The sequence below is a fragment of the Erysipelothrix tonsillarum DSM 14972 genome (assembly GCF_000373785.1).
Classification (GTDB): Bacteria; Bacillota_I; Bacilli_A; order Erysipelotrichales; family Erysipelotrichaceae; genus Erysipelothrix; species Erysipelothrix tonsillarum.
The window spans coordinates 501,592-528,253 of the sequence record NZ_KB892377.1; the positions used below are offsets into that span (position 1 = coordinate 501,592).

Here is a 26,662-nt window from a genome sequence, read left to right on the forward strand (position 1 = left end):
AACTTTGTTGAGTTTTTTTTGATATTATCACATTTATAATTTTTTTTAAATAATACAAAAAATGTTATAACCGGGATATTTTATTCTAAGTATAATACTATCATTCCTCATAAATATTTACATTGAGGAATAAAAATATACTTAAACATGTGTATTTTTAGAAAGGGTATTATTATATGGTAAAGAAATTGATAAAGGTATTTCTTGTTTTTATGCTCTTAGTGACAACAAGTGTACGTTCCTTATCTGTAAGTGCCAGCAGTGATGCATTACAACTAGCTGTTAATTCAAATAGTGAATTAGTCGAAGCTGGTGATAATGCAGTATTTACATTAACACTAACGCATGCAATTACAAATAAAGAAGATATTCTAGAAAATGCGGTTTTAACTCTTGATCCTCAGGGGGTAGATATTCAAGAGCTCGAACAAATTGATTTAAATGAGATTAAAATACTAAATAGCGTACCAACTCTAGTGAACAATAAAATTGTATATAGACTTGGTAAAATTGATAAAGCCTTCGATGAAGTAATCACAATCAAAATTCCAACTCGGAATGGAGTGAGCAATGACGAGACGAGTTACTCCATTAATGCAACTTTTACAGCGACTAATTTAGCAGATTCTATTAAAACAAGTGCCACTCCAATTAAAGTAAATAGCACCGGTGTCATCGAAATTAGTACAACCTATATCAACGTTGAAGAATCTCCTACACAAGTAGCCGCACCTGGTGTCGGTGAGACGAGTTTATGGGAGTTTAATATAAATGCTCCGAAAATTAGTAGTGGAATTAAATACTTTGAAGAAAATTCAAAAATTATTGTAAATTATCATATTGAAGGTGAGGGAACCTACGATGGTGTTTTAGATGATACCGTTGCACCATCTAAAATTTCGGAAGACAAAAAGAGTTTAACTTGGGAGTTTGAAGTTCCTACAATAGAGGAACAAGAGCATTATATCGACAGCTTATTTAATGAAAGTTTTATCATTAAAATTAAAATAAATAATGATGCTGAACCTTTCAAAACTTTAAAAACTATAGCGACATTGGATGCTAAGTTTATTGGGGACGTGAATATGCATAAAGCGCATGAAGCAAGTGTAATGATTACACAACGACTTGGCACAGAGCCCCCACTGTTAAACGGGCAGGTCTGGCCAGCATATTTTTATGGACCCAAGGATGACGTTGGAGGTATTAGTACGGAACTAAAAGATGTTAATCCAACACTATACAACGACTCAATTATTGGATGGAGAATTCTGCATGGAGTAGGTCACGCGATGAATCCCTGGCCTCAAAACAATCCAAATAAGATGCAGTTATCAATTGAATTTGATGGTAATCAATCTTTATACCAATTTTATTCTTCCAAAGCATCATTTAGACCCGGAAAAGAGTTACCAACAGAATTAAGAGAACAACCAAAATATGCATTTAAAGTAGAGTATACCGATGGTGAAGTAGAAACAATTGTAGATGATGTTCAACCGGATACACATTATAAATTTGGAACCAATGCAATAAACTTAAAAAAAGAAATTAAAAGAGCTATTTTTGACTATTCATATATTCCAAGTGCAAATTATAACCCAGGTGTATATATTTGGACCAAACCAAACCCAGGCTATATAGGAGAAGTGGCATTAAAACCTTCTTTCTCTATTAATGGAAATGGTAATGGAGTAGGATTAGGAAATGTAAACTTTACATACGATGAGAATGGAGTTTGGGATAACGATAAAAATGATTGGTATACTCAAGATGAATCATACGTACGTATTATGGGTAAACGGTCAGCAAATATTGTAGAACATGAAGTTAATGAACTTAGAATTTTCTCACAAGATATCAAAGTTAATGATGATAATATGATGGTTGTAGGTGATAATACAGTTGAAATCAATCTAATAAATTCTCAAAAAGCAATAGCTCCAATAACTGGTGAGGTAGAAACATATGTAGTTTTACCCAGTCAAACAAAGTATCTTGAATCTTTACAAAACGACTATAAGTTTGAGATTGTAGATGAAAATTATCAAAATACGGATCGGCAATTAGTCAAAATTATGTTAGGGAATCAAACTCTATCAGTTGGAAAAAATATAACGATTAAATTTAAAATAGAAGCACTTAAAACATTGAAAAAAAATAATCGTTTTGAAATTAATACTTATCTGGGCGAAGCGGGACTCATAAATTTACCAGATTACAACACAGAAACGAATCTATATCCTACAATCGAAACGGATGATATAAACGATCTAAATCAAAATGATGTATTCGATGAAATTGTTTACCTTTCAGTCAAAAATTTTCAATCAATCGGTAATTATGGCATAGCTATCTCTACAGATTCCGGATTTTTAAGCACGAATGGGATGAATCTAGTAGAAGCAAAACCGGGCGATACCGTAGAGTATCAAATCGCATTGGATGAGTCTTCTGATTCTCGATTAGACAATGTAAAGATTATGGGGATTTTGCCAGTTGTTAATGACTATGGTTTGGTTACACTTAATGAGCGAAACTCTAAAATTCAATTGGGAATTCAGGAATCAATAAAACTTGATGAATCATTATCTGAATTATTTGATGTATATTACAGTGAAGAACAATTTATAGAAATTCAAGATGAACTTGATAAAGAAACAAATTATCCTGCTGATTTTAAAACTTTAGCTAATCATGAGAATGCCCAAGATCCACAATGGAAATCTGAATCGGAAATTGAATCGTGGGATAAAGTTCGTTCATTCAAAATTATTCAACGTCCTAATACGACTGTAAACCGAGAATATGTTAATTTTAGAGTTCCCATTATACTCGAACAAACGCTTAATCATAATTTAAGAAATGCAAATAGTCCTGCAAATAATCGTTCTGGATGGATGAATGTTGCATTAACAGCTAACGATTACATTCCAACTGAAAATCTTAAATCAGGAATTTATGTTAATGAAGAGTCTATCCAGCCTGATATTAAATACGGAAAAGTACTCATCCGTCATGTTGACGAATTTAATGAAGATATCGTTGAACCGATACAATTGACTGGTGAAGTTGGTCAAGCATATCAGACAGAATCCTTAAACGATGAATTATATGAAATTATAGAGACGCCTATTAATAGTCAAGGTGTTTTTAAAGAAGATGTCGAAGTTGTAATTTATAAATACATGAACACCCCACTCACTCAAAATAATGAGAACGAAGAAATTGTTAATCCAATAATTGATAACGAAAATGATAATGGTGTATTACCGTCTGCGGGTGTTGGTAATGAAGAATTAGGATTATTTATTCTTATAACCGGTGGCTTGGTCTTCATAATTTCAAAATTCAATAATAAAAACAAAGAGAACCAATAGTGTACCTAAAAGTTATATTAAATCAAGTAAGTAGAAACGAGGTGATATAGTGTTTGGCAACAACAATATTAATTTAGAAATAACACTCTTAATCATCTTGGCCACATGGGCGGGTGCTATATTAGTATCTTTATGGGATGAATAATGTTTGAAATCATGAATATATAATAAAAAGTCTCCATAGTGGAGACTTTTTAAAGTTCAAATAACAACTCAGTATAGGTTGGGAGAGGATAATGTTCCGTTGACATAATTCGTTCAAGTTGATCAGTAATCAAGCGAATATGGTCAAATTCTGGTCGGATTTGGTAATGCATTGCCTGTGCTTTATCGGATAATGATGTAATGTGTGTCACTGCTTCTATTTTTGCTTCAAGCGTACGAATTGCATCGTCCAAGGTATCCAATCCTTGCTCAAGCATTGATTGTTGCTGTTTGATGTATTTACTTTCGCTTTGCGATAAGGCTAGGTGATTGATTGCAGTTACGACAGAAGGCATGATGCTGCGTTTAATCATTTTAAGTAAGGTGTTTGCTTCAGTATTGATTGTTTTGATAAATCGAGTTTGAATAATCACGGTACGGGCTTGTAACTCTCGTTCACTCAAAACATCGGTTGTTTTAAATAGTGCAACGCTTTTGGGATACAACATAGAGGGGATTGAGTCTACAAAATGCTCTATATTGGGAAGTCCACGTCGTAGAGCCTCATCTTTCCAATTGTCGTGATACGAGTCACCGTCAAAAATAATTCGATGGTGAGCACGGATAATCCGTTGACAATGTCCAAGAGCATGCTCACGAATATCTTGGATGTATTTAAACTGTTCTAAGTCATCTGCGATTTTTTCTAAAGACTCAGCCATAATGGAACAGAGAACTGTGTTCACAAAAGCGCTGCAGATCGATGACCCAGACATTCTAAATTCAAATTTATTACCGGTAAATGCAAAGGGTGAAGTACGATTACGATCTGAATAATCCTTTGTTACTGCACTTAAAGTTGTAAGCGGCGTAAAGTATTGAACTTCTTTTTCAATATTTATTTTCTTAGAAGTTGCAAGTTGTTTAAAAATTTCTTCTAACACCGTTCCTACAAAGAGGGAAATGATCGCAGGAGGTGCTTCTGAGGCACCTAAGCGATGATCGTTGCCTGCTGAGGATGCCGCAAAGCGTAATAATTCCGCATGAGTATCTACCGCTTCTACGAGCGCACAGACAAATACGAGAAAACGAATATTTTCATGTGGACGTTCTCCAGGCTCAAACAAATTATGACCTGTGTTGGTGACTAAAGACCAATTATTATGTTTTCCAGACCCATTAATATTTTTAAATGGTTTTTCGTGAAGTAATGCTGCTAGATTGTGTTTCTTGGCAACCCGTTGCAAAGTCTCCATTACGATCATATTTTGATCAAGTGCAATATTCGCTTTATCAAAATGCGTTACAATTTCGAATTGAGCAGGTGCTACTTCATTATGTTCGACTTTACTATAAACTCCTAGCTTCCAGAGTTCTTCGTTAACATCTTCCATGTAATGAACGACATTTGAAGGAATATTACCATAGTAGTGTCCCACCAGGTCTTGTCCTTTAGGAGCATTTTCACCCAATAGCGTACGCCCGGTGAAAATTAAATCTTCGCGTTCTTTATAATATTTCTCATTTACAAGAAAATATTCTTGTTCAAGGCCGATCATCGCATCAACACTGGTTACGCTCTTATCACCAAGAAGGTTTACAATTCGCGTTGCTTGTTTGCTCAATGCTTCCATCGATTTTAAAAGTGGTGCTTTTTCATCAAGAGATTCACCGTGGTAAGAGATAAAAATTGATGGTATAAATAAAACATGACCGCGAATAAAAGCGGGAGAACTTACATCCCAGTAAGTATAGCCACGCGCTTCAAAGGTTTGTCTGAGACCGCCATTGGGAAAAGAGGAGCCATCCGTTTCTCCTTTTATCAGTGTTTTTCCGGAAAATCGTGTAATTGGCTTTCCATCACGGTCCGGTTCAATAAATGCATCGTGCTTTTCAGCACTGGATCCAGTCATCGGATGAAACCAATGAGAGTAGTGCGTTGCACCATGTTCCAATGCCCAAACTTTCATAGCATGTGCAATAGCCTCTGCGTTTGTAATATCCATTTTTTCTTTATATTGAATTGCATTGAGCCAACGCTCAAATACAGGACGTGGTAAATATTCACTCATTACATCTTTTGTAAAAAGTTTACACCCAAAATCATCATAAGGTTTATTCATACATAATCTCCTTTTTCTTGTAAAATATAGAATAAAATTAGCTAAAAGTAAAGAAAAATATGATATTCCTCATCAAATTCAAGAAATAAATTGAAATATCTTAAATAATTTCGAATTCATCGGTGATTATTAAAATTTAGAAGAAAAACAAACTAAAATTTAAGATCGGTTTTTATGTTAAAATATATATAAAGAAAGAGGTGTCTTATGGGACTTGATCAAATCATTATGCGTCTGTTTTTTGCTGCACTGTTTTCAGCCATTATTGGTTTAGAACGTGAATGGAATAACAGCACGGCGGGACTACGCACCCATACGTTGGTGGGAATCGGGGCTGCACTGATTGCCTTAATTCAAAGCGTTATTGTTAATGACGTGTATCAAATGGGGTTATTTCATCCAGAAATCGCAGGTACCGTTCGAACTGATCCAGCGCGGCTCATTAGTCAAGTTGTAAGTGGTATTGGTTTTTTAGGTGCAGGTACCATCATCGTAACCAAACGCAATGTTACTGGCTTGACAACTGCAGCTTCAATTTGGACAGTAGCCGCAATCGGAATAGCCTGCGGAATGGGTTATTACGAAATTGCAATTGTCGGATTCTTATTTGTAATCATTATCTTATATTTGCTAAAACGTTTTATTAATGTGATGGTTCCTTTGCATGTCGTTGTTAAGTATATAGGGGGACATGCCATTGCAAAAGAGATTACGGATCGGTTTGACGCACTTGGGCTTAGTTATGAACGGCTTGAGTTTCATACAGATGTATATGGCCAAGAGCGTATCCACGTCACGACTTTTGAAATCAAAGGAACCCATAAGGAGACCTTCGATCTTGTAGTAGAGTCGCTCTCTCAATGTAACTCTATTATGAGTGTTCAGACAACCAAAGCGTAAATGTCAATTTATTCATACAAAATGCTTCTCATTGTGTAATTCATGTGATAGAATTACGGAGAAATAGGAGAGATAAGTATGAATTATATCGAATTAATCGAAGTAGCGATGCGAAATTCAAGTCGTATGGAGCTATCTTCTGAGGCAAGCCTCAAAGGTGAGTGCACAGCCTTAGTCTCAGCATCTGGGACTATCTTTACAGGAGTTTCTATTCAAACAACAACCAATAATGGATGTTGTGCTGGCATGAGTGCCATTGCAGAAGCCCTAAAATCAGGCGAGAGTCATTTTACAAAAATGGTAACAGTTAATCATGAAGGAAACGTAATTGCCCCTTCGGCACAAGCACGTGAATTGCTTTATCAAATCAATCATGCAAATAAGAAGTGTGAAATCATGGTTACTCAAGATCATCTTGTAATTCTTGAACAACTCTTGCCCTATGCTTCAATTTAACACGGGAAACCGTGTTTTTGTTTGCTTATCCATGCGATAATGATAGAAAGAAAAGATACAAATTTATCAAATAAGTTGACCGTTGGTCAGTTTGGTGGTAAAGTAAACAACGGCTGGCACAATGACCGTTGGTCAGTTTTGTATCGGAGGAGGGAAATATGGTATCGAAACTTGAAAAAAACAAGTTACTGAAAGAGAATAAATTGTACAATGCAGCTTATGAGCTTTTTACAAGTCATGGTATTAACGAAACATCTATTAGTGATATTGCGAAACATGCAGGGGTTGGTAAGGGGACCTTTTACCTTTACTTCAAAGATAAGTACGACATCTTAGATCGCATTATTTTCAAAAAAAGTTCCGATGTTCTCGTTTATGCTGTCAATGAAACACATGTAAAAACTTTCGACCATTTTGAAGATGAAGTGATTTTTTTCATCAATGTAATCCTTGATTTTTTAGAACGGGATCGTTTGCTTTTAAAACTTATCCATAAGAATTTATCATGGGGTGTTCTAAAACGAGCAAAGGAAGATTATGAAGAAATCAATCTCATTTATCATATGTTTACAAAGGGATTGAAAGATCTTGGGATATCGAATGCTGAGATTGATCATACCATTTACATTATTATTGAGCTCACAGGTTCTGTTGCTTATAACACAATTATTCTCGAAGAACCTTCAAGTATCGAAACAATGAAACCCTTTCTCTTTGATACCATAAAACGTATTATTAGGAGATGATTTAGTGAAGAAAGGTTTTACACAAGCGTTTGGAGATGCTATCGCAAAACACCGCAAAACAATTTTAATTGTAGCGACATTGCTTTTGATTCCATCGCTTTACGGTGCTGTTTCAACGAAGATAAATTATGATATTCTTACTTATCTTCCAAAAGACTCAGAATCCGTTCAAGGTCAAGAAATATTAGACCGAGAATTTGGTGGTGCTTCTACAGGCATGTTGGTTATTGAAAATATGACTAACAAAGATGTAGTAAACACAAAGGAAAAGATTAAAACAGTTAAAGGAGTTGAAGATGTAATCTGGGTGGATGACCTTGTCGATACCTCAGTACCTTCAACCATGCTACCCGAAGATGTACAATCATTACTTTTTCGCGAAAACTCAACATTGCTTATTGTGAAATTTGATGAAGGAAACTCTTCACCCCTTACCCATGAAGCAATTGGTGAAATTCGTACAATGCTTGATGATCATTCATTCTTAAGTGGAATGTCCGCATTATTAAAGGATACTAAAGAGCTTGCTGATTCACAAACCCCAATTTATGTGGGACTTGCTGTATTGCTTGCAACCCTCGTATTAGCAATGACATTGGAATCGACAGTGATTCCGTTTATTATCCTCTTAAGTATCGGTTATGCAATTGCTTATAACTTTGGTACGAATTTAATTTTTGGCCAAATTTCTTATATAACAAAATCCTTGGCTGCTGTACTTCAGTTAGGTGTAACATTAGACTATTCAATTTTCTTATTACACCGCTATGAAGAAGAGCTGAGAAAGAATTCCGATAAGGAGCAAGCAATGGGATCTGCGATTGCTTCAACCGCTTCTTCAATTGTCGGAAGTTCATTAACTACTGTTGCTGGATTTTTAGCCATTGGAGCCATGAATTTAACAATAGGTAAAGATATTGGCTTTGTAATGGCAAAAGGTGTCATCTTGGGTGTTCTATCCGTTCTGACTGTCTTACCATCACTTATTCTTGTTTTTGATGGTCCCATTCACAAATGGCGTCATCGTACAATTTTACCTGAATTTGACCATTTATCGAAATTGGTTACGAAACATGCAAAAGTGTTTGTAGTCCTTGGAGTTCTTCTCTTTGTACCAGCCTATTATGGTCAAAATAACAACGATGTATATTACAACCTTGATGAATCGTTACCTAAAGATATGACATCAATGGTTGCCCTCACAAAGTTAAAAGATGATTACAACATGCAAACGACACACTTTGCAGTCGTTCCAAAAACAGTTCCAGACTTTGAAATCACCCGAATGATTTCAGAAATAGAGCAGTTAGATGGTATTGAAAATGTTATTTCTTATCAAAAATATGTTGGACCTACAATTCCTGAAGCATTCCTTCCTGAAAAAGTCGTTGATATTTTTGAAAAAGGGGACTACAAGCGTTTAATTATCAACTCTTCTTACAAATCCGCAACGGACGAAGAGAATCATCAAATTGAAGCAATTTCTTCAATTATGAAACAATATGATGAAGGTGCGTTATTAACCGGAGAAGGGGTCCTTACCAAAGATTTAATCGATATTGCGGATGAGGATTTTGCTCGAGTTAATACGCTAAGCTTTGCAGCGGTCTTTGTCATTATAGCCATTGTATTTATGTCCATATCCATACCGGTACTTCTCATTGCAGCAATCATGCTTGCTATATTTATTAACATGAGTGTTCCGTTCTTTACTGGCACACCCATTCCTTTTATTGCAGGAATCGTAATTGGATCCATTCAATTAGGTGCTACCGTTGATTATGCGATTCTTCTAACAACACGTTTTAAAGAAGAATGTGCAAATGGTATTGAAAAACATGAGGCAATGCAAATTGCAGTCAAGGAATCAGCGAAATCAATTACAACAAGTGGTCTTGCATTCTTTGGTTCAACCATCGGTGTTGCCGTAATTTCAGAAATGGAATTAGTATCAAGTCTCAGTGGCATGATTGCCCGTGGAGCATTAATTTCAACGCTTGTCATACTCTTTATTTTGCCAGGTATTCTCTTGGCTTGTGAAGGAATCATTAGTAAAACGACACGCGGATGGAATAAAAGTAATAAAGGAGATGTTATAAAGCATGAAAACTAAGAACTCAGTTCGCGCTTTAAGTGGCGCAGTTGCATTAAGTATGTTTGCGGTGATGCCCGTAAGCGCAAATGAAGTAATCAAAAAAGACGAAACAATCTACGTAAATCTTGACAGTAATGGGAATGTGGTTCATAAAGTTACAAGTGTCCACCTCCATTCTGATAAAGGATTGAAATCCATCCAAGATCAAAGCAATTTAAAGAATGTTGTGAATGTGAAAACTGATGAACAACCTTCCATTGCTGGTAATACTTTAATTTGGAATACAGATCAAAATGATGTTTATTATCAAGGTGATGTGGAACAAACACTTCCCATTGCAACAAATATTGTTTACACCTTGGACGGTAAAACCGTTAACCCTGCAGATATTGTCGGGAAAAGTGGTCGCTTGAAAATATCAATCGACATCAAAAATAACGATCCACGCACTATTAAATTGAAAAATGGCGGAAGCAAAAAAGGTTATGCACCTTATATGGTTGCTACTGTAATGAATTTACCAACAGATATCTTTGAAAACGTTACTGTGAATACAGGTAAATTAATTCAAGATGGTAGCAATCAAATTGCAACCTTTGCCGTTTTACCAGGAATGAAAGAAAATCTTGGGATTACAAAAGATCTCTTCGGACTCAATGATCACCTTGAAGTGACCGCTGACGTGCGAGATTTTGAAATGGGTCCCATCATGTTTACCGCAACATCCAACATTCCTAATCTTGATACATTAGAAAATGTAGATAGTGTTGAAGATCTTGCAAGTAGCATCGATAAACTTAAAGATGCTGCCAACCAACTTGCAGATGGTACAAAACAATTATCTGATGGATCAGAACAATTAAATAGTGGAATCAGCGACTATGTTAATGCAGTCGGAATGATTCATGATGGATCGAGCCAATTGGCAAATGGTTCAGGTGCGTTTTTTGATGGCTTATATCGCAGTTCAGTCGGTGCACAATCCCTTGCTGAAAATACAGGAATGTTTAGTGATAAAGCTTCTCAACTTGGAAATGGATATATGGCACTGAGCCAAGGTGTTTCTCAATTTGCTGACAAATCAGTTCAATTGAGTGAGGGATTCATACAGGCATCCAATGGTCTTAAACCCGTTAAAGGTTCCGTAGCACAACTTAAGGAAGGTATGTCCCAAATTGATGTGGGAACACAACAATTGACTGCCGGCAGTGCTCAAGTGGCAGCGGGTGTTTCCAGTGTAAATGATGCCAATAAGATGGGTCTCACGCAAACTACTCAAGCAACAGAGACAATCGCATCACTTAAAACACAAATTAAAGTTTTAGAAAAAGCCATTGCACTTATTCCAGATGAAGCAGATCGTATTCCCCTTGAACAAGAGTATGCTGAACTTGAAAAAACAGTCGAAGCATTAGAACAATCAAACGCTTCAGTAAATGCCATTTATACACAAGTTGACGGAAAACTGCCAGAACTGATGGCAGGATCACAAGCCGTTGATGCAGGTCTTAACACTGTGAATACAAATCAAAAAGCAGTATTAACTGGACTTGGTCAACTTGATAATGGATTGGAACAGTTTGAAAATGTTACCCTACTACTAAGTGAAAATTCACAAAAACTACAAGAAGGTGCCGTATTACTTGATACGAAGTCCAAAGAAGCATCTCACGGTAGTGAACTTTTAGTTGAGGGTTCTAATAAATTATCTGCTGGAGCAGGCCAATTGTCTGGTGGACTTAATGCCTTGTATGAGGGTTCAAGTACACTTCAAGACGGTATTTATGGATTAGCAGAGGGTTCACAACAGGTTCATCAAGCAGGGACACAACTTGAGTCTGGCTCCAAAAAACTCGTTGAAGGAACTTCCGAACTTAATCAAAAAGTAACGGAAGGTGTTGCTAAAGTATCCAGTCGTGATGACATTGATTTTAATGAATTTACACAAATTTTAGAGGTTAAAGATAGTTTGGTTGAAATTGCTGAATCAAATACAACAATCTCAGGTTTGAGTAAGGGAATGGAAGGTTCATCCAAGATGGTTATGCGAACAGAAGCAATTAAAAAAGAAAAAGAATCCAAAGCAATTGAAGAAACAGTTAAAGAACATAAAGGTTTCTTTGCATGGATTAAAGAAAAAATTTCTAAATAAAAAAACGACTTCGGTCGTTTTTTTATTTAGTCCTCAATCTCTACCAATTTTGCATAAATTGTTGTTATGATTGCGACAATAAATCCAGGCAGGATCCATGAAAATTGTAAATGATTTAAAGGTAAGACATTCACAAACCGGAAAATCATTGGATTAAAGCGGTTAATACTTGTCATAATACTAATAACTGAAACTACTAATGTTGTTGTTTTAAATGTTAACTGCGGAATATTTCCTACGAGTGTGAGTAGAATTAGCGTAATCGCAATAGGGTAAATCGCACTGAGTATTGGAGAACTGATGGATAAGATTTGATTCAATCCGAAGTTCCCAATGATAAGACTGATTAACGAGAGTACCATTACAAAGCCTTCATAACTTAAAAAACCTAAGAGCTCTGAAAAATACTTACTGCAGGATGTAATCAAACCAACACATGTTGTAAGACAAGCAAGGGTAAATATGATTCCAAGTACAACAACGCCAAAACGCCCATAAGCAAGTTGTGCAACACCTGATAACACTTCAGCGCCATTTGTTGCCTCTGGAATTACTGGTGCAACACGTGCTCCCACCATCGCTAAGAGAATATAGACAGAAAATAAAAGCATACCTGCAATTGCACCTACATGTAAGGTTGTTTTTTGAATAACTTTTTTATCGGCAATACCGAACCCTTTAATAATCATACTGATAACAAGTCCTACCGTTAAAGAACCGATAGCATCCATGGTCATGTAACCCTCTACAAAAGCCGCTGATGCTGGACGTGTTTGATACGGTTCAACCGGTGGAACGATATGCGAGGGTTGTTGGATAAATACAATGATCGCGGTAATAACTAATAAACTCAATAATATTGGTGAGAGTATTTTACCCATGCGGTCAACCAATTTGTTTGGTTTAAACGACAGCCAACATGCAACACCGAAGAAGATTAAAGTATAGATAAACATGCCAATACCAAGATGACTTGCACTTAAAGATGGTTTAATGGCGATCTCAAAAGGCATTGTTCCTGCCCGTGGAATTGCGAGACCCGGACCAATCGAAACATAAATAACAATGGTAAATGCTGTAGCAAAATAAGGGTGTACTTTAGAACCAATATTATAAAAACCATCCTCTTTCGCTACTGCACTAATACCTAAAACAGTAAGAAAAACAGCTGATAAAGAGAAAAAGAATATTGATATTGGTAAATTGAATCCAGATTGATAACCAATCATTGAGGGGAAAATTAGATTTCCAGCCCCAAAAAACATGGAAAAGACAGTAATGCCAAGAGAAAAAATCTCAAGACGGGATAATTTATGCATAATGAACTCCAATTTCTAGGACTTATAGTGTATAACGTAATTATGGATATTAAGTGAGAAGAAGCTAATTATCAAGAATATGATCAAAATTCTTTTCAAACAAAGTAATTTGATAATCAATTGTATTGTAATTAATCACCGGATTCGTTTTATTGAATTTTTGTTTTATTAAATTACTGAGTTGAATTAATTGATCATGATGGTCTGAGATCAATGCAGCCATTCGATCTTGTGGGATTAGGTGATCTTTTTTATAATTTTGCATACAAATAAGATTACCATGTGTGCGAGAGTGAAAGCGTACGGACTCATTTAAAGTTGTAAAGCGGACATCATCATGATCGGCTAAACGAAAGGATCTTAAGAATGTTCGAAAATAATTATCTTTATAAAATGTCCCATCTTTATTTAAGATGACATAGGTTCCTGTTTGCGTAAAAATCAGTTGGGATTCTAATTCATTATCACATTGATAAAAGCGGGTTTTCATCATAAAAGGATTCATCGAAGAATACATAAATAATCCGATGCAAACCGAAATTAAAATGAAGTAACTTATAATATTTTTTCTATTCATATACATCCCCCAAAAGAATACTATAATTAGGATTATACACTGTTTAGATGCTTTTGGAACACTATTTATCACAATTTAAACATTATTGTTTTTTTTGATATTTAGAGGGGATTGTATCTACACAAATCTTTCATTTTTTCTGCTCAACAACATGATAAAGTAATCTTAGAAAGAGGCGATTGTTTGAAACGAGTAAAAGTTATCATTAAAGCTATTTTGAGCATTTTCGGTATTCTGGTATTCTATATCATTATCGGCATGGTTACGACAAGTTTCCGAATGCCAACTATAAGTTCTGAAAACCTAAAGGGAATCCAAGAGATTGTCGATGGAAACAATCACTATCCGCATAGTGTGAAACTTATCGATGATCCTGAAGCCGCGCTTCAAGAACGCATTCATCTGATTGCTCAGTCAAAATCTTCTGTCAACATGGTTTACTATAAAGTAACAGGTGGGGATGCCGCTGATTTGATTTTTGCTGAACTTGTAGAAGCTGCTGAACGTGGTGTTACCATTAATATGATTCTTGACGATAAGGTTGGTGGGTACAATGGGTCAAACCAAGCTAACTTTGAGCTGCTTGCAAGTTATGACACTGTTAACCTCTATGGTTATAATCCAATTAACTTCTTAAAACCATCTTCTTGGAACTCCGTTTTTCATAATAAATTTATAAATGTCGATCATACAATGACAATTCTTGGTGGACGAAATATCGGCGATAATTATTATAATCCACAAGGATATACAGGTTCAATAACCCATGATTTGGATGTTATGGTTAAAAATGACACATACGTGAATAGCTTAAGTGAATCGACACAGAATGTTATGGATGAACTAATTACAGCTCCCTACGTTAATCAAAAAACAATGGGAAAACCAACCGATACTGCACGTAAACGTCTCAAAAATATAAGACAAGCTTATTTAGATTTAAATCCTCATGTCTATGATGTCGAACAGGAATTACCCGGAACCTATACTGAAGTAGACCATCTTCAACTTGTAAACCAACCATTTGTAAATACAGTAAAAGAACCTATTATCGGTACACTTTTACAACAATTAGCGCTCAATGCTCAAAATCGAATTGTTATTCAAACTCCGTATGCAACAGGAAATCAACATTTTTTAGATGCTTTCCAAAATGCACAAGAACGCAACGTTGAAGTAAGCTATGTTTCCAACTCCCTTTACAGTTCCCCAAACTATCCAGCATATTCCAATTATCACGCGCATCGAAAACAATTACTTGAGATAAATGTCCATATTTATGAGTATTTCAACCCAAATCGTGCTTCACTCCATGGTAAAGCCTATTTATTTGATTCAAATACTGTTGTTCTTGGATCGTTTAATCTAGATGACCGTAGCCTTTACCAAAATACAGAATCTGTTGTCTACATTCGAAGTGAAGCATTTAATCAAGTGGTGCAAACTTCAATCGAAGGAAAAGAGGATTTTTTAAAAACAGTTGATGAAAAGGGAACTCCAACAGATCCTTTAGTTCATCAAACTTTGAAGGTGCCCTTGTATAAAAAATGTTTGATGTGGATCATCTCGTTATTTTCTCGTAGCTTTCAACCACTCGTATAAAAATTAAGTGGATTTAAGTTTTTGTTAAGAATATGTTAAGAATTGTTGGTTACGATTAATGTGGTTAATCAGTAAATTGGGGGGCATGTATACCCGATACATGGTTTACTGATTGCATATTCATACTTCTCCTTGAATATGTTCGGACCTAAAAAAAACTGTGTTGCTTGAATTACCGTTGCAACACAGTTTTTTTATTTAAGTTCATCTAAAATCATTTTAAGGGCATGATTGGTAGCATTTTGTTGAATTTGTGATCGTTCATTGGCAAGACCGCGACCAAGTTTAAGTTCTCTTACATCGACACCGCTTGAGGTCGCAATACCGATATAAACAAGTCCAACCGGTTTCATATCCGTTCCTCCTGTAGGGCCTGCAATGCCTGTAATACCAATACCAATATCGGCTTGTGCCAAGGTGCGAACACCGATTGCCATCGCTGCAGCAACTTCTTCTGATACTGCACCCACCGTCGTAAAGAGATGAGAGGGAACGTCTAGAATTTTTATTTTCTGTTCGTTTGAATAAGTTGTTACTCCAAGCTCAAATACCTTTGAACTTCCAGAAACACCCGTAATGCGTGAGCTGACCATACCACCGGTACAACTTTCAGCTGTCGCAACAGTACATTTTTTTCGCTTGAGGGCATCAACCACAACCTGTTCAAGATTTTCTATATCAACTCCGTAGAGGTAGGGTTCAAATAATTGTTCAATATCTTTGATAACGGGCTTAATGAGAGCCTCTGCTTTTTCTGACGTCTCTGCAGTAGCGGTAATGCGAAGCATAACACTTCCTTGCATAGCGTAAGGAGCTATAGTTGGATTTTGATAATCAATCATCTTATCTTTAAGTAAAGCTTCGACTGCAGATTCACCAATCCCAAACAAATAGAGTTTATGAGAAATGAGTGCAATATCTGTTTTATTTAACAAATAATCATTGATAGAGGTTTCAAACATCATACGCATCTCACGTGGAGGACCTGGCAGAAGAATTATGGTTTTATCATCCATTTCAATACCAATCCCGGGTGCTGTACCGCAATGATTGTCAAAAACGATGGCATTGTTGGGTACCATTGCTTGTTTAATATTGTTTTCCGTCATCGGTTTACCGGTTGTTTTAAAATATGCCTCAATACGGTCCATAGACGGTTGATGTAGCTCAAGCGATAATCCAAGAGAATCGGCAATTATTTCTTTAGTTAAGTCATCATACGTTGGACCCAATCCACCCGTTAAAATAATTAAATCACTTCGAGTTAATGCACTGTTAAAAGATGCTTTAAGGCGCTCTGGATTATCTCCAATAACACTTTGATGATAACAAAAGATTCCGTTATGCGCTAATTGCTGAGCGATGTATGCCGCATTCGTATTTACGACATCACCTAATAATAATTCTGTTCCGACACAAATAATTTCTGCTTTCATAGTTTGTCTCCATTCTTCAATAATAATAACACTTTTTAGGTCATTTCACAGAATATTTATTGATGACATTGGGTAAATGATTGATTACGTTGACCGCAATCAAACGGTGATAACTTTATAATATTTAAGTAAGTAAAAGCCATCAGACATTCTGCGAAAGTATGTTAAACCTCATTCCTTGTGGTTTTGCACTTTTTACAGTTTGCGACAGTAATCATAGAGATGCTGTTTTGTTTACTGCTTTTTACTTTATAGTTCAATAAGAACGTTCGTGAAGAACGAAAGGAGTAATCTATGATCCATCACTGGAAAGATTCATTAGAGTGGTTAAAAGCGGGAAATCGTCGCTTTCTTGAACAAAAGGTAAAGAATGCACATCATTCTGAAAATGAACTTGAAGATATGGGTGCGGGTCAGAATCCATACGCAATTATTTTAAGCTGTTCCGATTCCCGAGTCTCACCCGATATTATATTTGATTGTAAATTAGGTGATTTATTTCTAATTCAAAATGCCGGTAATGTTTCCGATGCTTCAGTTTTGGGAAGCATTGAATATGCGGTTGAAAATCTAAAGACACCTTTGGTGGTTATTCTAGGACACAGTCAGTGTGGTGCGGTTACTGCTGCCTATGAGCACGCAGAACTAGAAGGTAATTTAAAGACTATCATTAATCGTATTGAAGCACATGTCATACCAGAAGGTGTTGATGCATCCGCTGCAAAACATGCGCAGTGTACTGCTCAACTTATTGAAGGAAATCCTTCAATTCAAGCGCATGATGTTAAAGTAATCAGTGCTTTTTACGATATCACATCTGGAAGTGTAACCTGGCTATAATATTAAATAAGACCCTTCAATGCTGATGAGGGGTCTTATTTATATCATAAAGCTACTATGTTATCAAAAATTTGGTATACTAGAGAAGCGATAAGTAATGACAAAACCAAGACGCAGCGTCTTGTTTTTATTGTTTATTTACAAAATTACTCTATAATAGGAGTTTGAATGAATTTAAAGGAGAATATCTGTGATTAGTACAAATAATTTATCATTAATGTTTGATGGCAAAGCCTTATTTGAAGAGGTGTCAATAACGTTTACAGAAGGAAATTGTTATGGTGTGATTGGTGCGAACGGGGCTGGTAAATCAACCTTTCTCAAACTGTTATCAGGAGAACTTGAACCCACAAGCGGTCATATTTCAATTCCATCCGGAAAAAGATTGTCATTTTTAAAACAAGATCACTTTGCTTTTGACGATTATACAGTGCTGGAAACTGTAATTATGGGAAATGAAAAGCTCTATGAAATTATGAAAGAAAAAGAAGTAATCTACGCTAAAGAAGATTTTTCAGAGGCTGATGGAATTCGTGCTGGTGAGTTGGAAGAACAATTTGCAGACATGGATGGCTGGAATGCTGAAGCGGAAGTCTTTACATTACTTAATGGGTTAGGTGTTGATCGTCAATACCATGAGTCGAAAATGGCCCAATTAACGGGTTCTGATAAAGTGAAAGTCTTACTCGCACAAGCAATTTTTGGTAATCCTGATATTCTTCTCTTGGATGAGCCGACCAACCACTTAGATCTCGAGGCCATCCAATGGCTTGAAGAATTTCTCATCAATTTTGAAAGTACCGTCATTCTTGTTTCCCATGACCGTCACTTTTTAAATAAAACATGTACTCATATTGCGGACATTGATTTTGGAAAGATTCAGCTATTTGTTGGAAACTATGATTTTTGGTATGAATCCAGTCAATTAATTCTTCGCCAAATGAAGGATGCTAATAAGAAAAAAGAAGAAAAAATTAAAGAATTACAAGACTTTATTGATCGATTTAGCGCTAATGCTTCCAAATCAAAGCAAGCGACTTCTCGAAAACAAGCACTATCTAAAATCAAACTTGATGAAATGGTTCCTTCTAAACGCCGCTATCCATTTATTGAATTTAAACCAAAGCGTAATCTTGGAAGTTCAGTTCTTGAAGTAGGTGACTTATCAAAATCGCTTGATGGAAAGAATTTATTCTCCAATTTAAGTTTTACGATTGGAAACGGAGAAAAAGTAGCCTTTGTAGGTGACCAAGAAATTGCGAAATCAGCTTTTTTCGATGTCATTACAGAACGTCTACAACCTGATGCAGGATTTATTCATTGGGGTTCAAGTGTTGATTATGGGTATTTTAATAAGAATTTTGATGAAGATTTTGAAACAGATGAACGTATTGTTGATTGGTTGATGGAATTTTCAGATGAAAAAGATGAAACCTATGTTCGGGGATTCCTTGGCCGTATGATTTTTGCTGGTGATGATGCTTTGAAAAAATTAAATGTCTTATCAGGTGGCGAAAAAGTCCGTTGTATGATGTCCAAAATGATGATTATGGGTAAAAATGTTCTAATTCTTGATGAACCAACGAACCATTTAGATATGGAATCCATAACAGCACTTAATAATGCGTTAATTAAATTCCCAGGTACAATTCTCATTGCATCACATGATCATCAAATTATTGATACAACCGCCACACGAATTATGGAATTTAAAGAAGATGGTACGTTAATCGATTACCTAGGGACGTATCAAGAATACTTAGATCGTAAATAAGAAGGGGAGGTTTTGATGCGCGTTTACCTGTATCCAATTCGCAGTGCATTAATTAGTTTTCCATTTATTGCATTGGCTTTATTGATGCCCTATTTGATTTATGATTATCATAAACATGGATCAATTTCAAAATGGCGAGCTTTTATAATCTATAGTTTTATCTTTTATCTTATATGTGCTTATTATTTAGTTATTTTACCCTTACCAGAACGTGAGAGCATTCACACTTCTTGGCGGGAGATGATGCAACTCAAGCCCTTTGCATTTGTTGGTGATTTCTTGCGAGAAACGTCGATGAATCTTCATAATCCACGGTCCATGCTTCGCGGATTGCGCGAAGGGGTCGTAACACAGCCGCTTTTCAACATTGTGATGACGATACCCTTTGGAATTTACTTGCGTTATTATTTTAATAAGAGTTTCAAGCAGACGTTGATTTTGAGTTTTTTATTATCACTCTTTTTCGAATTCACCCAATTGAGTGGTCTTTATGGCTATTATTCCGGCCCTTATCGATTGTTTGACGTTGATGACTTAATACTAAATACCTTGGGTGGACTTGTTGGTTATGGTGTTGCACCGGCAATGACTTACTTTTTCCCAACACGAGAGGTTCTCGACTTGCAATCGGCGAAAAAGTCTACAACCGTCACTTATTTACGTCGATTTGTTGCCTATATGATTGATATCACCATTTATAATTTCGCACTGTCTATCTTTATGATGGGGGCACAAGCGATATTACCTACATGGTCGAATCACACAACCTTTGTAATGGTGACAAATGTGATAGGATTTGCTTTTTTCTTTGCTATATGGCCTTGGTTTCACCAGGGATCAACACTTGGGATGTCTGTTGTTCGCATTCGTATCCAAGCAGAAGGGGATGCACTTCGATTTAAGCAACTTTTAATCCGCATGATCTTTATGTATTTCTTTATCGTTCGATTTGGAGATATAACATCAAGTTTACTTGAGACATTAACCCATTACAGCTCATCAGCGTATTTGGTGGGGACTATTGTATATTTACTAATTGTATTTAGCTACTGGGTATTTCTATTGTTCCATATTCTGTCAACCTTAATTCATAGGGACTATCGGTTGTTTTATGAACGTATTTCTAAAACATATATAGAAAATACCTATCAATTTGAAAACTTGAATGAATAATTTAATTTTACCTCTAAAGATTCTTTAGAGGTTTTTTGTAAAAAAAAGACACACGCTAAGAGTAAACTCTCAGAATGTGTCTTTTACACTATATATCAATTAAATGTATTCATCCGCTTTGACGGTGAACATAATTGCACCAGCCATTGGATCTTTTTTAATTGCTGCTTTGATGAGCTTGCATGCTTCATCTTTATCTTCCATATTGGTCTCAAAGTAAAGTTTAATGCCATCTTTCTTTACAAATGTGCATTTTGGATCTTCAAGTTCCTCAACAATTTTCTGGATTTGTTTTTGCATAATAGGGCTATTAATAATTATTGTATTCATCTTCATACCTCTTTCTACAAAATAATTTTATCAAATTATGCAACCGATTTCAACGGATTATACAATTATTGAAATATTATTACAATAATTGTCCCAAAAGGTTGAAATTTATTTTGAAATCGGTTACTATTCATATGTAAGCACTAACAAGTGCGAGAAAAGGAGTTAATATGGAGAAGTTAACACAATTTATTGAAGAGAAAATTGCCCCACCACTGATTAAATTTTCTCAACTAAAATATGTCCAAGTAATGCAACGTACTGGACTCGGAATCATGTCATTATTGGTAATTGNTTCTGTATTTTTACTTGTTGCGTCATTCCCTGTTAAAGCATGGACTGATTTCTTAGGGGATAAACGCTGGGTCATTGCAGCCGCATCGGGAGTTGGAACCGGCTTTATCGCACTCTACACAGTAATTACTACATCATATGGATTAGTAGAATTCTATAACAAACAACGAGGCGAAAATCACGATATTGTTCAACCGATGATTCTTGCTGTTGCATCATTCTTACTTTTAAATCCAGCACAAACTGTGACGACAATGGTCGATGGTGTTGAAGGTAAGTTTACCGGTGTTCCATCAACCTATATGGGAGCACTTGGTGTCTTTGCAGCACTGATTGTAGCAATTATTACAGTTGAAATTTACCGTTTCGTCGTTAATAAAAAACTTGTTATTAAAATGCCAGAAGGTGTTCCACCAATGGTATCACAATCATTTATTGCTTTAGTACCAAGTTTCTTTGTAATCTTATTCTGGTGGTTACTTGGACATGTATTCCAATTAAACATTCCGGAATTGATTGCAGGCGTCTTCAAACCTTTAGTTGCTGTTGGTGATTCACCTGTTGTTGTGATGATCGCAACATTGCTTAACCGTATTTTATGGGCTGTTGGTATTCACGGGTCAAACATTGTAAACTCAGTAGGTGGTACCTTCTGGGGTCAAATGTCTCAATTAAACTTAGCAGCTTTTGAAGCTACAGGAAGCCTTGTAAACTTACCTCATACATATACATCTGTATTTATGGATAACTATATTTGGACGGGATTATTCCCATTAGCATTATGCTTAATTATGTCCAAATCACCACGTTTAAGTGGACTAGGTAAATTAGCACTCGCTGCTTCACTCTTTAATATTGGTGAACCTTTAATCTTTGGTCTTCCAATAATGTTAAACCCACTCATGATGATTCCATTTATCTTGAGTTACCTTGTACTTGCGCTTGCAGCAATTATTCTTACTTCATTAGGTGTAATTCCTGTACCTGCATTGATGATTTCATGGATTACACCCGCACCAATTAAAACATACTTAGCAACAGCCGGAAGTATTCCCGCTACAATCTTTGTATTATTAGGTTGGGTATTTATGTTCCTTTGCTTCTACCCATTTGTTAAAGCAATGGAGAAAAATGATCTAGCAGAAATGGCTGCAGCTGAAAAAGCTGATCAAGCCTAGTTTATGTTAGGCATTTCAAGTTATTTTAAAGACCTAGATTATGCTTATTTAGAGGCAGCTTCTAAGATTGGAGCGAAGTATTTGTTTACTTCGCTTCATATCCCTGAAGAAGACTTATCGAAGCTAGATCAAGAGATGCCAAAATTTCTAAAAGAAGTCAAACGTCTAGGATTGGAATTAGTACCCGATATTTCACCCGCAACATTCGAAAAATTAGGTGTTGAAGCAAATGATTATCAGTCACTCAAAGAACTTGGATTTACATCCTTACGACTTGATTATGGTTTTGATGATTTTGAAATTGTTAAAACACTACTGAAAGATTTTGATTTGATGTTAAACGCGAGTGTTGTAAACGAACAATATATTCTTGATGCAAAAGCTGCAGGGGTGGATTTTGCTAATATTTCTGTTTTACACAATTTTTATCCTAAAACTGAAACTGGATTATCATTAGAATATTTTAAATCAATCAATGAAGTCTTTATTCGTCATGATATTCGTATTATGGCATTTATTCCAGGCGATGAACTGAAGCGATTCCCACTTTATGAAGGTTTACCAACTGTTGAAAAACACCGTCAATGTAATCCTTATGTTGCCGCAGTAGAATTGATCCATGATTGTGGTATCACAGATATTCTGATTGGTGACAGTAAAGCATATTTAGAGACGCTACATTATATTGAAGCGTATATGAAAGATTCAGTGATGCATATTCCAGCATTCTTTAATAAACAAGCAAGTGATATGTATGATCGTACGTTTGAAGTGAGAAAAGACTTATCAGAAAACGTAATTCGTATGTTAACACCTCGTATTCCGGAAATTCCAGTTTCTAATAATGGAGCTCGTGTTCGTGGTGCTATCACAATGGAAAATGCATTATCCGGTCGATATAGTGGTGAAATGCAAATTTGTAAGAAAGCATTTCCGATGGATGCAAGAACTAATGTACTTGGATTTATTCATCCTGATTACGTTGATTTAGTATATGCGATTGATCGTTACACGAAAATAAAATTTGTTAGAATAGACTAAGAAGGAGATACTCCTTCTTTTTTAAAATGATGCACCACATGTGCATTAAATTCAGAGAAAAGGAAGTACATTATGTTTTTAGAGAAATACGTTACAAAAATACAAGAAAGTCGTTCATTAAATTCGATTAAAGATGCAATTAATAAAATGGCTTATGTCAACATTGCATTGGCACTTTTTATTTTTGTTTTTTATCAGTTTGATCAAGCAGGCAAGATTCAGGAGGCGATGCGTACTCAAGCATTAATGATGTATCAATTGTACTGTATTATGTTAGCCGTATCTTTATCGTACCTGATCGCGAAAGCGGTGCTTAATGAGACAGTCGACGAGAGTTTTAGAATGAGTACCGTTTTCTTAGCATTGTTACCGGGAATTATTTTGATACCGAATGGTTTCGCTACTACATTTCCCATTATAACTATGCCTGTTGCCGTAATCTTAGCAATTTTTTTTAATAAACTTGACGCATTTAAAATTCAAAGAAAAAGGTTGCCACAAGCTGTCGTTGATTATTATAATCGTTTATGGCCAGTTTTTGTTATGATGGCGTTTATGTTTGTTTTTATTTTTATCTTTAATCGATCGTTTATTTACCTAGCAAATGGTATTATTATAGTAACCAATGCACTCAGTGGTATTGTTGCCATACTGATACTCATTGTAATCATTTGTATGTTCTGGGTTTTAGGGATTCATGGTGTCGGTGTCATTGGAACTCTAATGCGTCCTTTTTGGTTTCATATGATGATTGTTAATGGGTATATGATACTTGGCGGAGCGTTACCTGTTTATCTTGGAACTGAAACGTTCTTTGGTTGGTGTGTCTGGATTGGCGGTTCAGGGTGTACCCTTGGTCTTACAATCAACATGTTGATGGCGAAGAGTAACCACTTAAAACAATTAGGTAAGGATTGCGCTCCATCAAACATTTTCAATATTAACGAAAATATTATTTTTGGAACACCAATTGTTAATAATAAGTATTTTACCATTCCATTCTTTTTAGCTCCAATTTTAACAGGAATTGTTGCTTATAGTTCAATGAAATTAGGATATGTTTCAGTTCCTAGTATTGTCGCACCTTGGGTAATTCCAATGCCATTAGGACTTTTTATCTCAACACTCGGTGATTTCCGTTCACTGATTTTAGCGTTTGTTCTAATTGCAATAACAACACTTATTTATTACCCATTCTTTAAGATGTATGATCGGTCATTGGTTAAAGAAGAATTTGAACATTAGAATAATATAATAGGAGGAAATGTAATGAGTTGTATTTATAGGATTAAAGAAAACATGCACACATATACAGATACTGAAAAACGTATTGCAGAGTATATTCTTGAAAATAAGGATGATGTCGTTAATTTTTCTTCTCAACATTTTGCGAAGGAGATTAATTCTTCAGCTGCTGCGATTGTGCGTTTTTCCAAAAAAATTGGATATAACGGTTTTACGCACCTAAAAGTTGAACTTGCTCGCGATCATAGTGAGGAAGAACAATCCTTTGATAAACTAATCAAAGAAGAAGATACGATCGAAACAATGGTTCGTAAATCTCATTACAGCAATCACCGAACTTTTGATAACACTTATAAACTGTTAAATCTTGAAACATTAGATGCTGCAATTGAAGCAATTAGTTCCGCCCGTCGAATCTATTTATTAGGTATTGGTGGTTCAGGCATTGTATGTCAAGATTTGTATCATAAGTTTGTTCGTATTGATGCAGACGTTGTTTATTTTGATGATTTTCATTTAGAGATGTCTTCATTAACACACATCACAGAGAACGATGTGACCATTGCATTGTCTTATTCAGGGCATACCCGTGAAGTAATCATGGCTCAGAAACTTGCTCAAGAAAAAGGAGCAACAACAATTGCCATTACACAAGTGGGTCGCAATGAACTTGTAAAGTGTTCGGACTTTGTAATAAACATTCCTAAAGAAGAATCAGAAGTGCGTTTGGGTTCTATTGCCTCTCGTTTTTCAATGTTTGCAATTTCGGATTTATTATATCTCGGTGTTGCTAAAAATAACATTGAAGAAACAAGACGTAAGATTGTAAATACACGAGAAACAATCAAGTCAATTCGTAGTCTATAAAAATATTTCAAGATAAACTTAATTAGTTTGAAATATCATTTCAAAGAAGGTATAATAGAACTATAGTGAAATGAGGATATAGATATGAAAATCGATTTATCAAAAATTGGAACTGAACGTCAAAATTCCAATACAACGAATATCGACCGACTTGATACTGTTGAGATGGTGGCATTAATCAATGCTGAAGATCAACGCGTCATTGATGCTGTTGGCGAGCAAACACATGAAATCGCTGCAGCAATTGATGCAACATATGATGTTATTACGCACGGAGGTCGACTTGTTTACATTGGTGCGGGGACATCTGGACGCCTCGGAGTCTTGGATGCTTCAGAATGTTTACCTACTTTTGGTGTAGGGGAAGAAGCAGTTGTAGGTATTATTGCCGGAGGTGATACGGCGCTACGACACCCAGTCGAAGCAGCAGAAGATAATGATGAAATGGTTATTAAGGACTTGCAAGACATTCAATTTTGCGAGAAAGATATCCTATGTGCAATTGGTGCTTCGGGACGTACACCGTACTGTATTGGTGGTCTCAAGTATGCTAAAGAAATTGGTGCACAAACCATTTCCGTAGCTTGTGTTGCAAACAGCGAAATGGCGAAATATGCCGATCATCCAATTGAAACCGTTGTTGGCCAAGAAGTTATTACTGGATCTACTCGCATGAAATCTGGATCTGCAACGAAAATGGTTCTTAATATGATTTCAACGGGCGCAATGATTAAGTTAGGGAAAGTTTATGGAAATCTCATGGTTGATGTCAAAGCCACAAATGCCAAGTTAGTCGAACGTGCTCGTAATATTATTATGAATGCTACCGGTTGCGACTATAATCGCGCCGCTGATTTGCTTGAACTGAGCGATCAAAACGTCAAAGTTGCGATTGTTATGGAAATGTGTAATAGAGATTACAATGCGGCTCAAACACTTTTAGAAGAAAATCAAGGTCGTATTGCGCTCGCATTAGAAAATAAATAGAGG

20 protein-coding genes are annotated in these 26,662 nt (G+C 35.8%); 15 read left to right on the plus strand and 5 right to left on the minus strand.

From position 1 onward, the window contains the following. Positions 1-176: 176 nt before the first annotated feature. A complete protein-coding gene (locus B096_RS0102325) occupies positions 177-3,380 on the plus strand; it encodes a MucBP domain-containing protein (protein ID WP_018579178.1) in 3,204 nt (1,067 codons plus the stop codon). A 194-nt stretch (positions 3,381-3,574) separates the two neighbouring features. Here the strand turns inward: B096_RS0102325 and B096_RS0102330 are convergent, their stop codons facing one another. Further along, the gene (locus tag B096_RS0102330) at positions 3,575-5,647 is read right to left on the minus strand and encodes a glutamine synthetase III domain-containing protein (RefSeq protein WP_018579179.1); all 2,073 of its coding nucleotides are present in this window, start codon (positions 5,645-5,647) and stop codon (positions 3,575-3,577) included. 207 nt (positions 5,648-5,854) lie between these two features. Between B096_RS0102330 and B096_RS0102335 the strand changes: the two genes are divergently transcribed. The 5 genes from B096_RS0102335 to B096_RS0102355 all read left to right on the plus strand — a co-directional run bounded on the left by B096_RS0102335 (position 5,855) and on the right by B096_RS0102355 (position 11,996). Next, positions 5,855-6,547 carry an MgtC/SapB family protein gene (locus tag B096_RS0102335; RefSeq protein ID WP_018579180.1) on the plus strand — a complete coding sequence of 231 codons (693 nt, stop codon included), beginning with the start codon at positions 5,855-5,857 and terminating at the stop codon, positions 6,545-6,547. Between the two features lie 78 nt (positions 6,548-6,625). Then, a complete protein-coding gene (locus tag B096_RS0102340; protein ID WP_018579181.1) occupies positions 6,626-7,003 on the plus strand; it encodes a cytidine deaminase in 378 nt (125 codons plus the stop codon). A gap of 158 nt (positions 7,004-7,161) precedes the next feature. Then, the gene (locus B096_RS0102345) at positions 7,162-7,749 is read left to right on the plus strand and encodes a TetR/AcrR family transcriptional regulator (protein ID WP_018579182.1); all 588 of its coding nucleotides are present in this window, start codon (positions 7,162-7,164) and stop codon (positions 7,747-7,749) included. A 4-nt stretch (positions 7,750-7,753) separates the two neighbouring features. Continuing rightward, positions 7,754-9,862 carry an efflux RND transporter permease subunit gene (locus tag B096_RS0102350; protein WP_018579183.1) on the plus strand — a complete coding sequence of 703 codons (2,109 nt, stop codon included), beginning with the start codon at positions 7,754-7,756 and terminating at the stop codon, positions 9,860-9,862. Continuing rightward, complete coding sequence (locus B096_RS0102355) at positions 9,852-11,996, plus strand: YhgE/Pip domain-containing protein (protein ID WP_018579184.1); 2,145 nt, start codon at positions 9,852-9,854, stop codon at positions 11,994-11,996. The genes B096_RS0102350 and B096_RS0102355 overlap by 11 nt, the downstream gene beginning before the upstream one ends. Positions 11,997-12,022: 26 nt before the next feature. Here the strand turns inward: B096_RS0102355 and brnQ are convergent, their stop codons facing one another. Together brnQ and B096_RS0102365 are read right to left on the minus strand one after the other, a co-directional pair. Beyond that, a complete protein-coding gene (gene brnQ, locus B096_RS0102360) occupies positions 12,023-13,315 on the minus strand; it encodes a branched-chain amino acid transport system II carrier protein (protein ID WP_018579185.1) in 1,293 nt (430 codons plus the stop codon). 64 nt (positions 13,316-13,379) lie between these two features. After that, on the minus strand, positions 13,380-13,892 hold the full coding sequence (locus tag B096_RS0102365) for a hypothetical protein (protein WP_018579186.1): 513 nt from the start codon (positions 13,890-13,892) through the stop codon (positions 13,380-13,382). 183 nt (positions 13,893-14,075) lie between these two features. Between B096_RS0102365 and B096_RS0102370 the strand changes: the two genes are divergently transcribed. Then, positions 14,076-15,494 carry a phospholipase D-like domain-containing protein gene (locus B096_RS0102370; RefSeq protein ID WP_018579187.1) on the plus strand — a complete coding sequence of 473 codons (1,419 nt, stop codon included), beginning with the start codon at positions 14,076-14,078 and terminating at the stop codon, positions 15,492-15,494. Positions 15,495-15,688: 194 nt separating this feature from the next. On the opposite strand, the gene B096_RS0102375 is transcribed toward B096_RS0102370, so the two are convergent. Further along, entirely contained in the window at positions 15,689-16,930 is a 1,242-nt protein-coding gene (locus B096_RS0102375; RefSeq protein WP_018579188.1) for a competence/damage-inducible protein A, read from the minus strand. Positions 16,931-17,224: 294 nt separating this feature from the next. Here B096_RS0102375 and B096_RS0102380 point away from each other — a divergent pair, with 294 nt between their 5' ends. The 3 genes from B096_RS0102380 (at position 17,225) to B096_RS0102390 (ending at position 20,717) form a co-directional block, all read left to right on the plus strand. Further along, positions 17,225-17,770, plus strand: coding sequence for a carbonic anhydrase (locus B096_RS0102380; RefSeq protein WP_018579189.1), 546 nt, complete (start codon positions 17,225-17,227; stop codon positions 17,768-17,770). A gap of 190 nt (positions 17,771-17,960) precedes the next feature. Then, a complete protein-coding gene (locus B096_RS0102385) occupies positions 17,961-19,544 on the plus strand; it encodes an ABC-F family ATP-binding cassette domain-containing protein (protein WP_018579190.1) in 1,584 nt (527 codons plus the stop codon). 15 nt (positions 19,545-19,559) lie between these two features. Beyond that, positions 19,560-20,717, plus strand: coding sequence for a VanZ family protein (locus B096_RS0102390; RefSeq protein ID WP_018579191.1), 1,158 nt, complete (start codon positions 19,560-19,562; stop codon positions 20,715-20,717). A 99-nt stretch (positions 20,718-20,816) separates the two neighbouring features. On the opposite strand, the gene B096_RS0102395 is transcribed toward B096_RS0102390, so the two are convergent. After that, positions 20,817-21,047 carry a hypothetical protein gene (locus B096_RS0102395; protein WP_018579192.1) on the minus strand — a complete coding sequence of 77 codons (231 nt, stop codon included), beginning with the start codon at positions 21,045-21,047 and terminating at the stop codon, positions 20,817-20,819. A gap of 170 nt (positions 21,048-21,217) precedes the next feature. Between B096_RS0102395 and B096_RS0102400 the strand changes: the two genes are divergently transcribed. The 5 genes from B096_RS0102400 (at position 21,218) to murQ (ending at position 26,659) form a co-directional block, all read left to right on the plus strand. Beyond that, positions 21,218-22,519, plus strand: coding sequence for a PTS sugar transporter subunit IIC (locus B096_RS0102400; protein WP_018579193.1), 1,302 nt, complete (start codon positions 21,218-21,220; stop codon positions 22,517-22,519). Positions 22,520-22,522: 3 nt separating this feature from the next. After that, the gene (locus tag B096_RS0102405; protein WP_018579194.1) at positions 22,523-23,560 is read left to right on the plus strand and encodes a MupG family TIM beta-alpha barrel fold protein; all 1,038 of its coding nucleotides are present in this window, start codon (positions 22,523-22,525) and stop codon (positions 23,558-23,560) included. A 72-nt stretch (positions 23,561-23,632) separates the two neighbouring features. Next, on the plus strand, positions 23,633-24,805 hold the full coding sequence (locus tag B096_RS0102410) for a PTS transporter subunit EIIC (protein WP_018579195.1): 1,173 nt from the start codon (positions 23,633-23,635) through the stop codon (positions 24,803-24,805). A 24-nt stretch (positions 24,806-24,829) separates the two neighbouring features. Beyond that, positions 24,830-25,672 carry a MurR/RpiR family transcriptional regulator gene (locus B096_RS0102415; RefSeq protein ID WP_018579196.1) on the plus strand — a complete coding sequence of 281 codons (843 nt, stop codon included), beginning with the start codon at positions 24,830-24,832 and terminating at the stop codon, positions 25,670-25,672. An 84-nt stretch (positions 25,673-25,756) separates the two neighbouring features. Next, positions 25,757-26,659 carry an N-acetylmuramic acid 6-phosphate etherase gene (gene murQ / locus B096_RS0102420; protein ID WP_018579197.1) on the plus strand — a complete coding sequence of 301 codons (903 nt, stop codon included), beginning with the start codon at positions 25,757-25,759 and terminating at the stop codon, positions 26,657-26,659. Positions 26,660-26,662: the final 3 nt, after the last annotated feature.

Coding starts and splice junctions, on each gene's coding strand:
- B096_RS0102325 (WP_018579178.1), top strand. CDS start 177: ATGGTAAAGAAATTGATAAAGGTATTTCTTGTTTTTATGCTCTTAGTG.
- B096_RS0102330 (WP_018579179.1), bottom strand. CDS start 5,647: ATGAATAAACCTTATGATGATTTTGGGTGTAAACTTTTTACAAAAGAT.
- B096_RS0102335 (WP_018579180.1), top strand. CDS start 5,855: ATGGGACTTGATCAAATCATTATGCGTCTGTTTTTTGCTGCACTGTTT.
- B096_RS0102340 (WP_018579181.1), top strand. CDS start 6,626: ATGAATTATATCGAATTAATCGAAGTAGCGATGCGAAATTCAAGTCGT.
- B096_RS0102345 (WP_018579182.1), top strand. CDS start 7,162: ATGGTATCGAAACTTGAAAAAAACAAGTTACTGAAAGAGAATAAATTG.
- B096_RS0102355 (WP_018579184.1), top strand. CDS start 9,852: ATGAAAACTAAGAACTCAGTTCGCGCTTTAAGTGGCGCAGTTGCATTA.
- brnQ (WP_018579185.1), bottom strand. CDS start 13,315: ATGCATAAATTATCCCGTCTTGAGATTTTTTCTCTTGGCATTACTGTC.
- B096_RS0102365 (WP_018579186.1), bottom strand. CDS start 13,892: ATGAATAGAAAAAATATTATAAGTTACTTCATTTTAATTTCGGTTTGC.
- B096_RS0102375 (WP_018579188.1), bottom strand. CDS start 16,930: ATGAAAGCAGAAATTATTTGTGTCGGAACAGAATTATTATTAGGTGAT.
- B096_RS0102380 (WP_018579189.1), top strand. CDS start 17,225: ATGATCCATCACTGGAAAGATTCATTAGAGTGGTTAAAAGCGGGAAAT.
- B096_RS0102390 (WP_018579191.1), top strand. CDS start 19,560: ATGCGCGTTTACCTGTATCCAATTCGCAGTGCATTAATTAGTTTTCCA.
- B096_RS0102395 (WP_018579192.1), bottom strand. CDS start 21,047: ATGAATACAATAATTATTAATAGCCCTATTATGCAAAAACAAATCCAG.
- B096_RS0102405 (WP_018579194.1), top strand. CDS start 22,523: ATGTTAGGCATTTCAAGTTATTTTAAAGACCTAGATTATGCTTATTTA.
- B096_RS0102410 (WP_018579195.1), top strand. CDS start 23,633: ATGTTTTTAGAGAAATACGTTACAAAAATACAAGAAAGTCGTTCATTA.
- B096_RS0102415 (WP_018579196.1), top strand. CDS start 24,830: ATGAGTTGTATTTATAGGATTAAAGAAAACATGCACACATATACAGAT.
- murQ (WP_018579197.1), top strand. CDS start 25,757: ATGAAAATCGATTTATCAAAAATTGGAACTGAACGTCAAAATTCCAAT.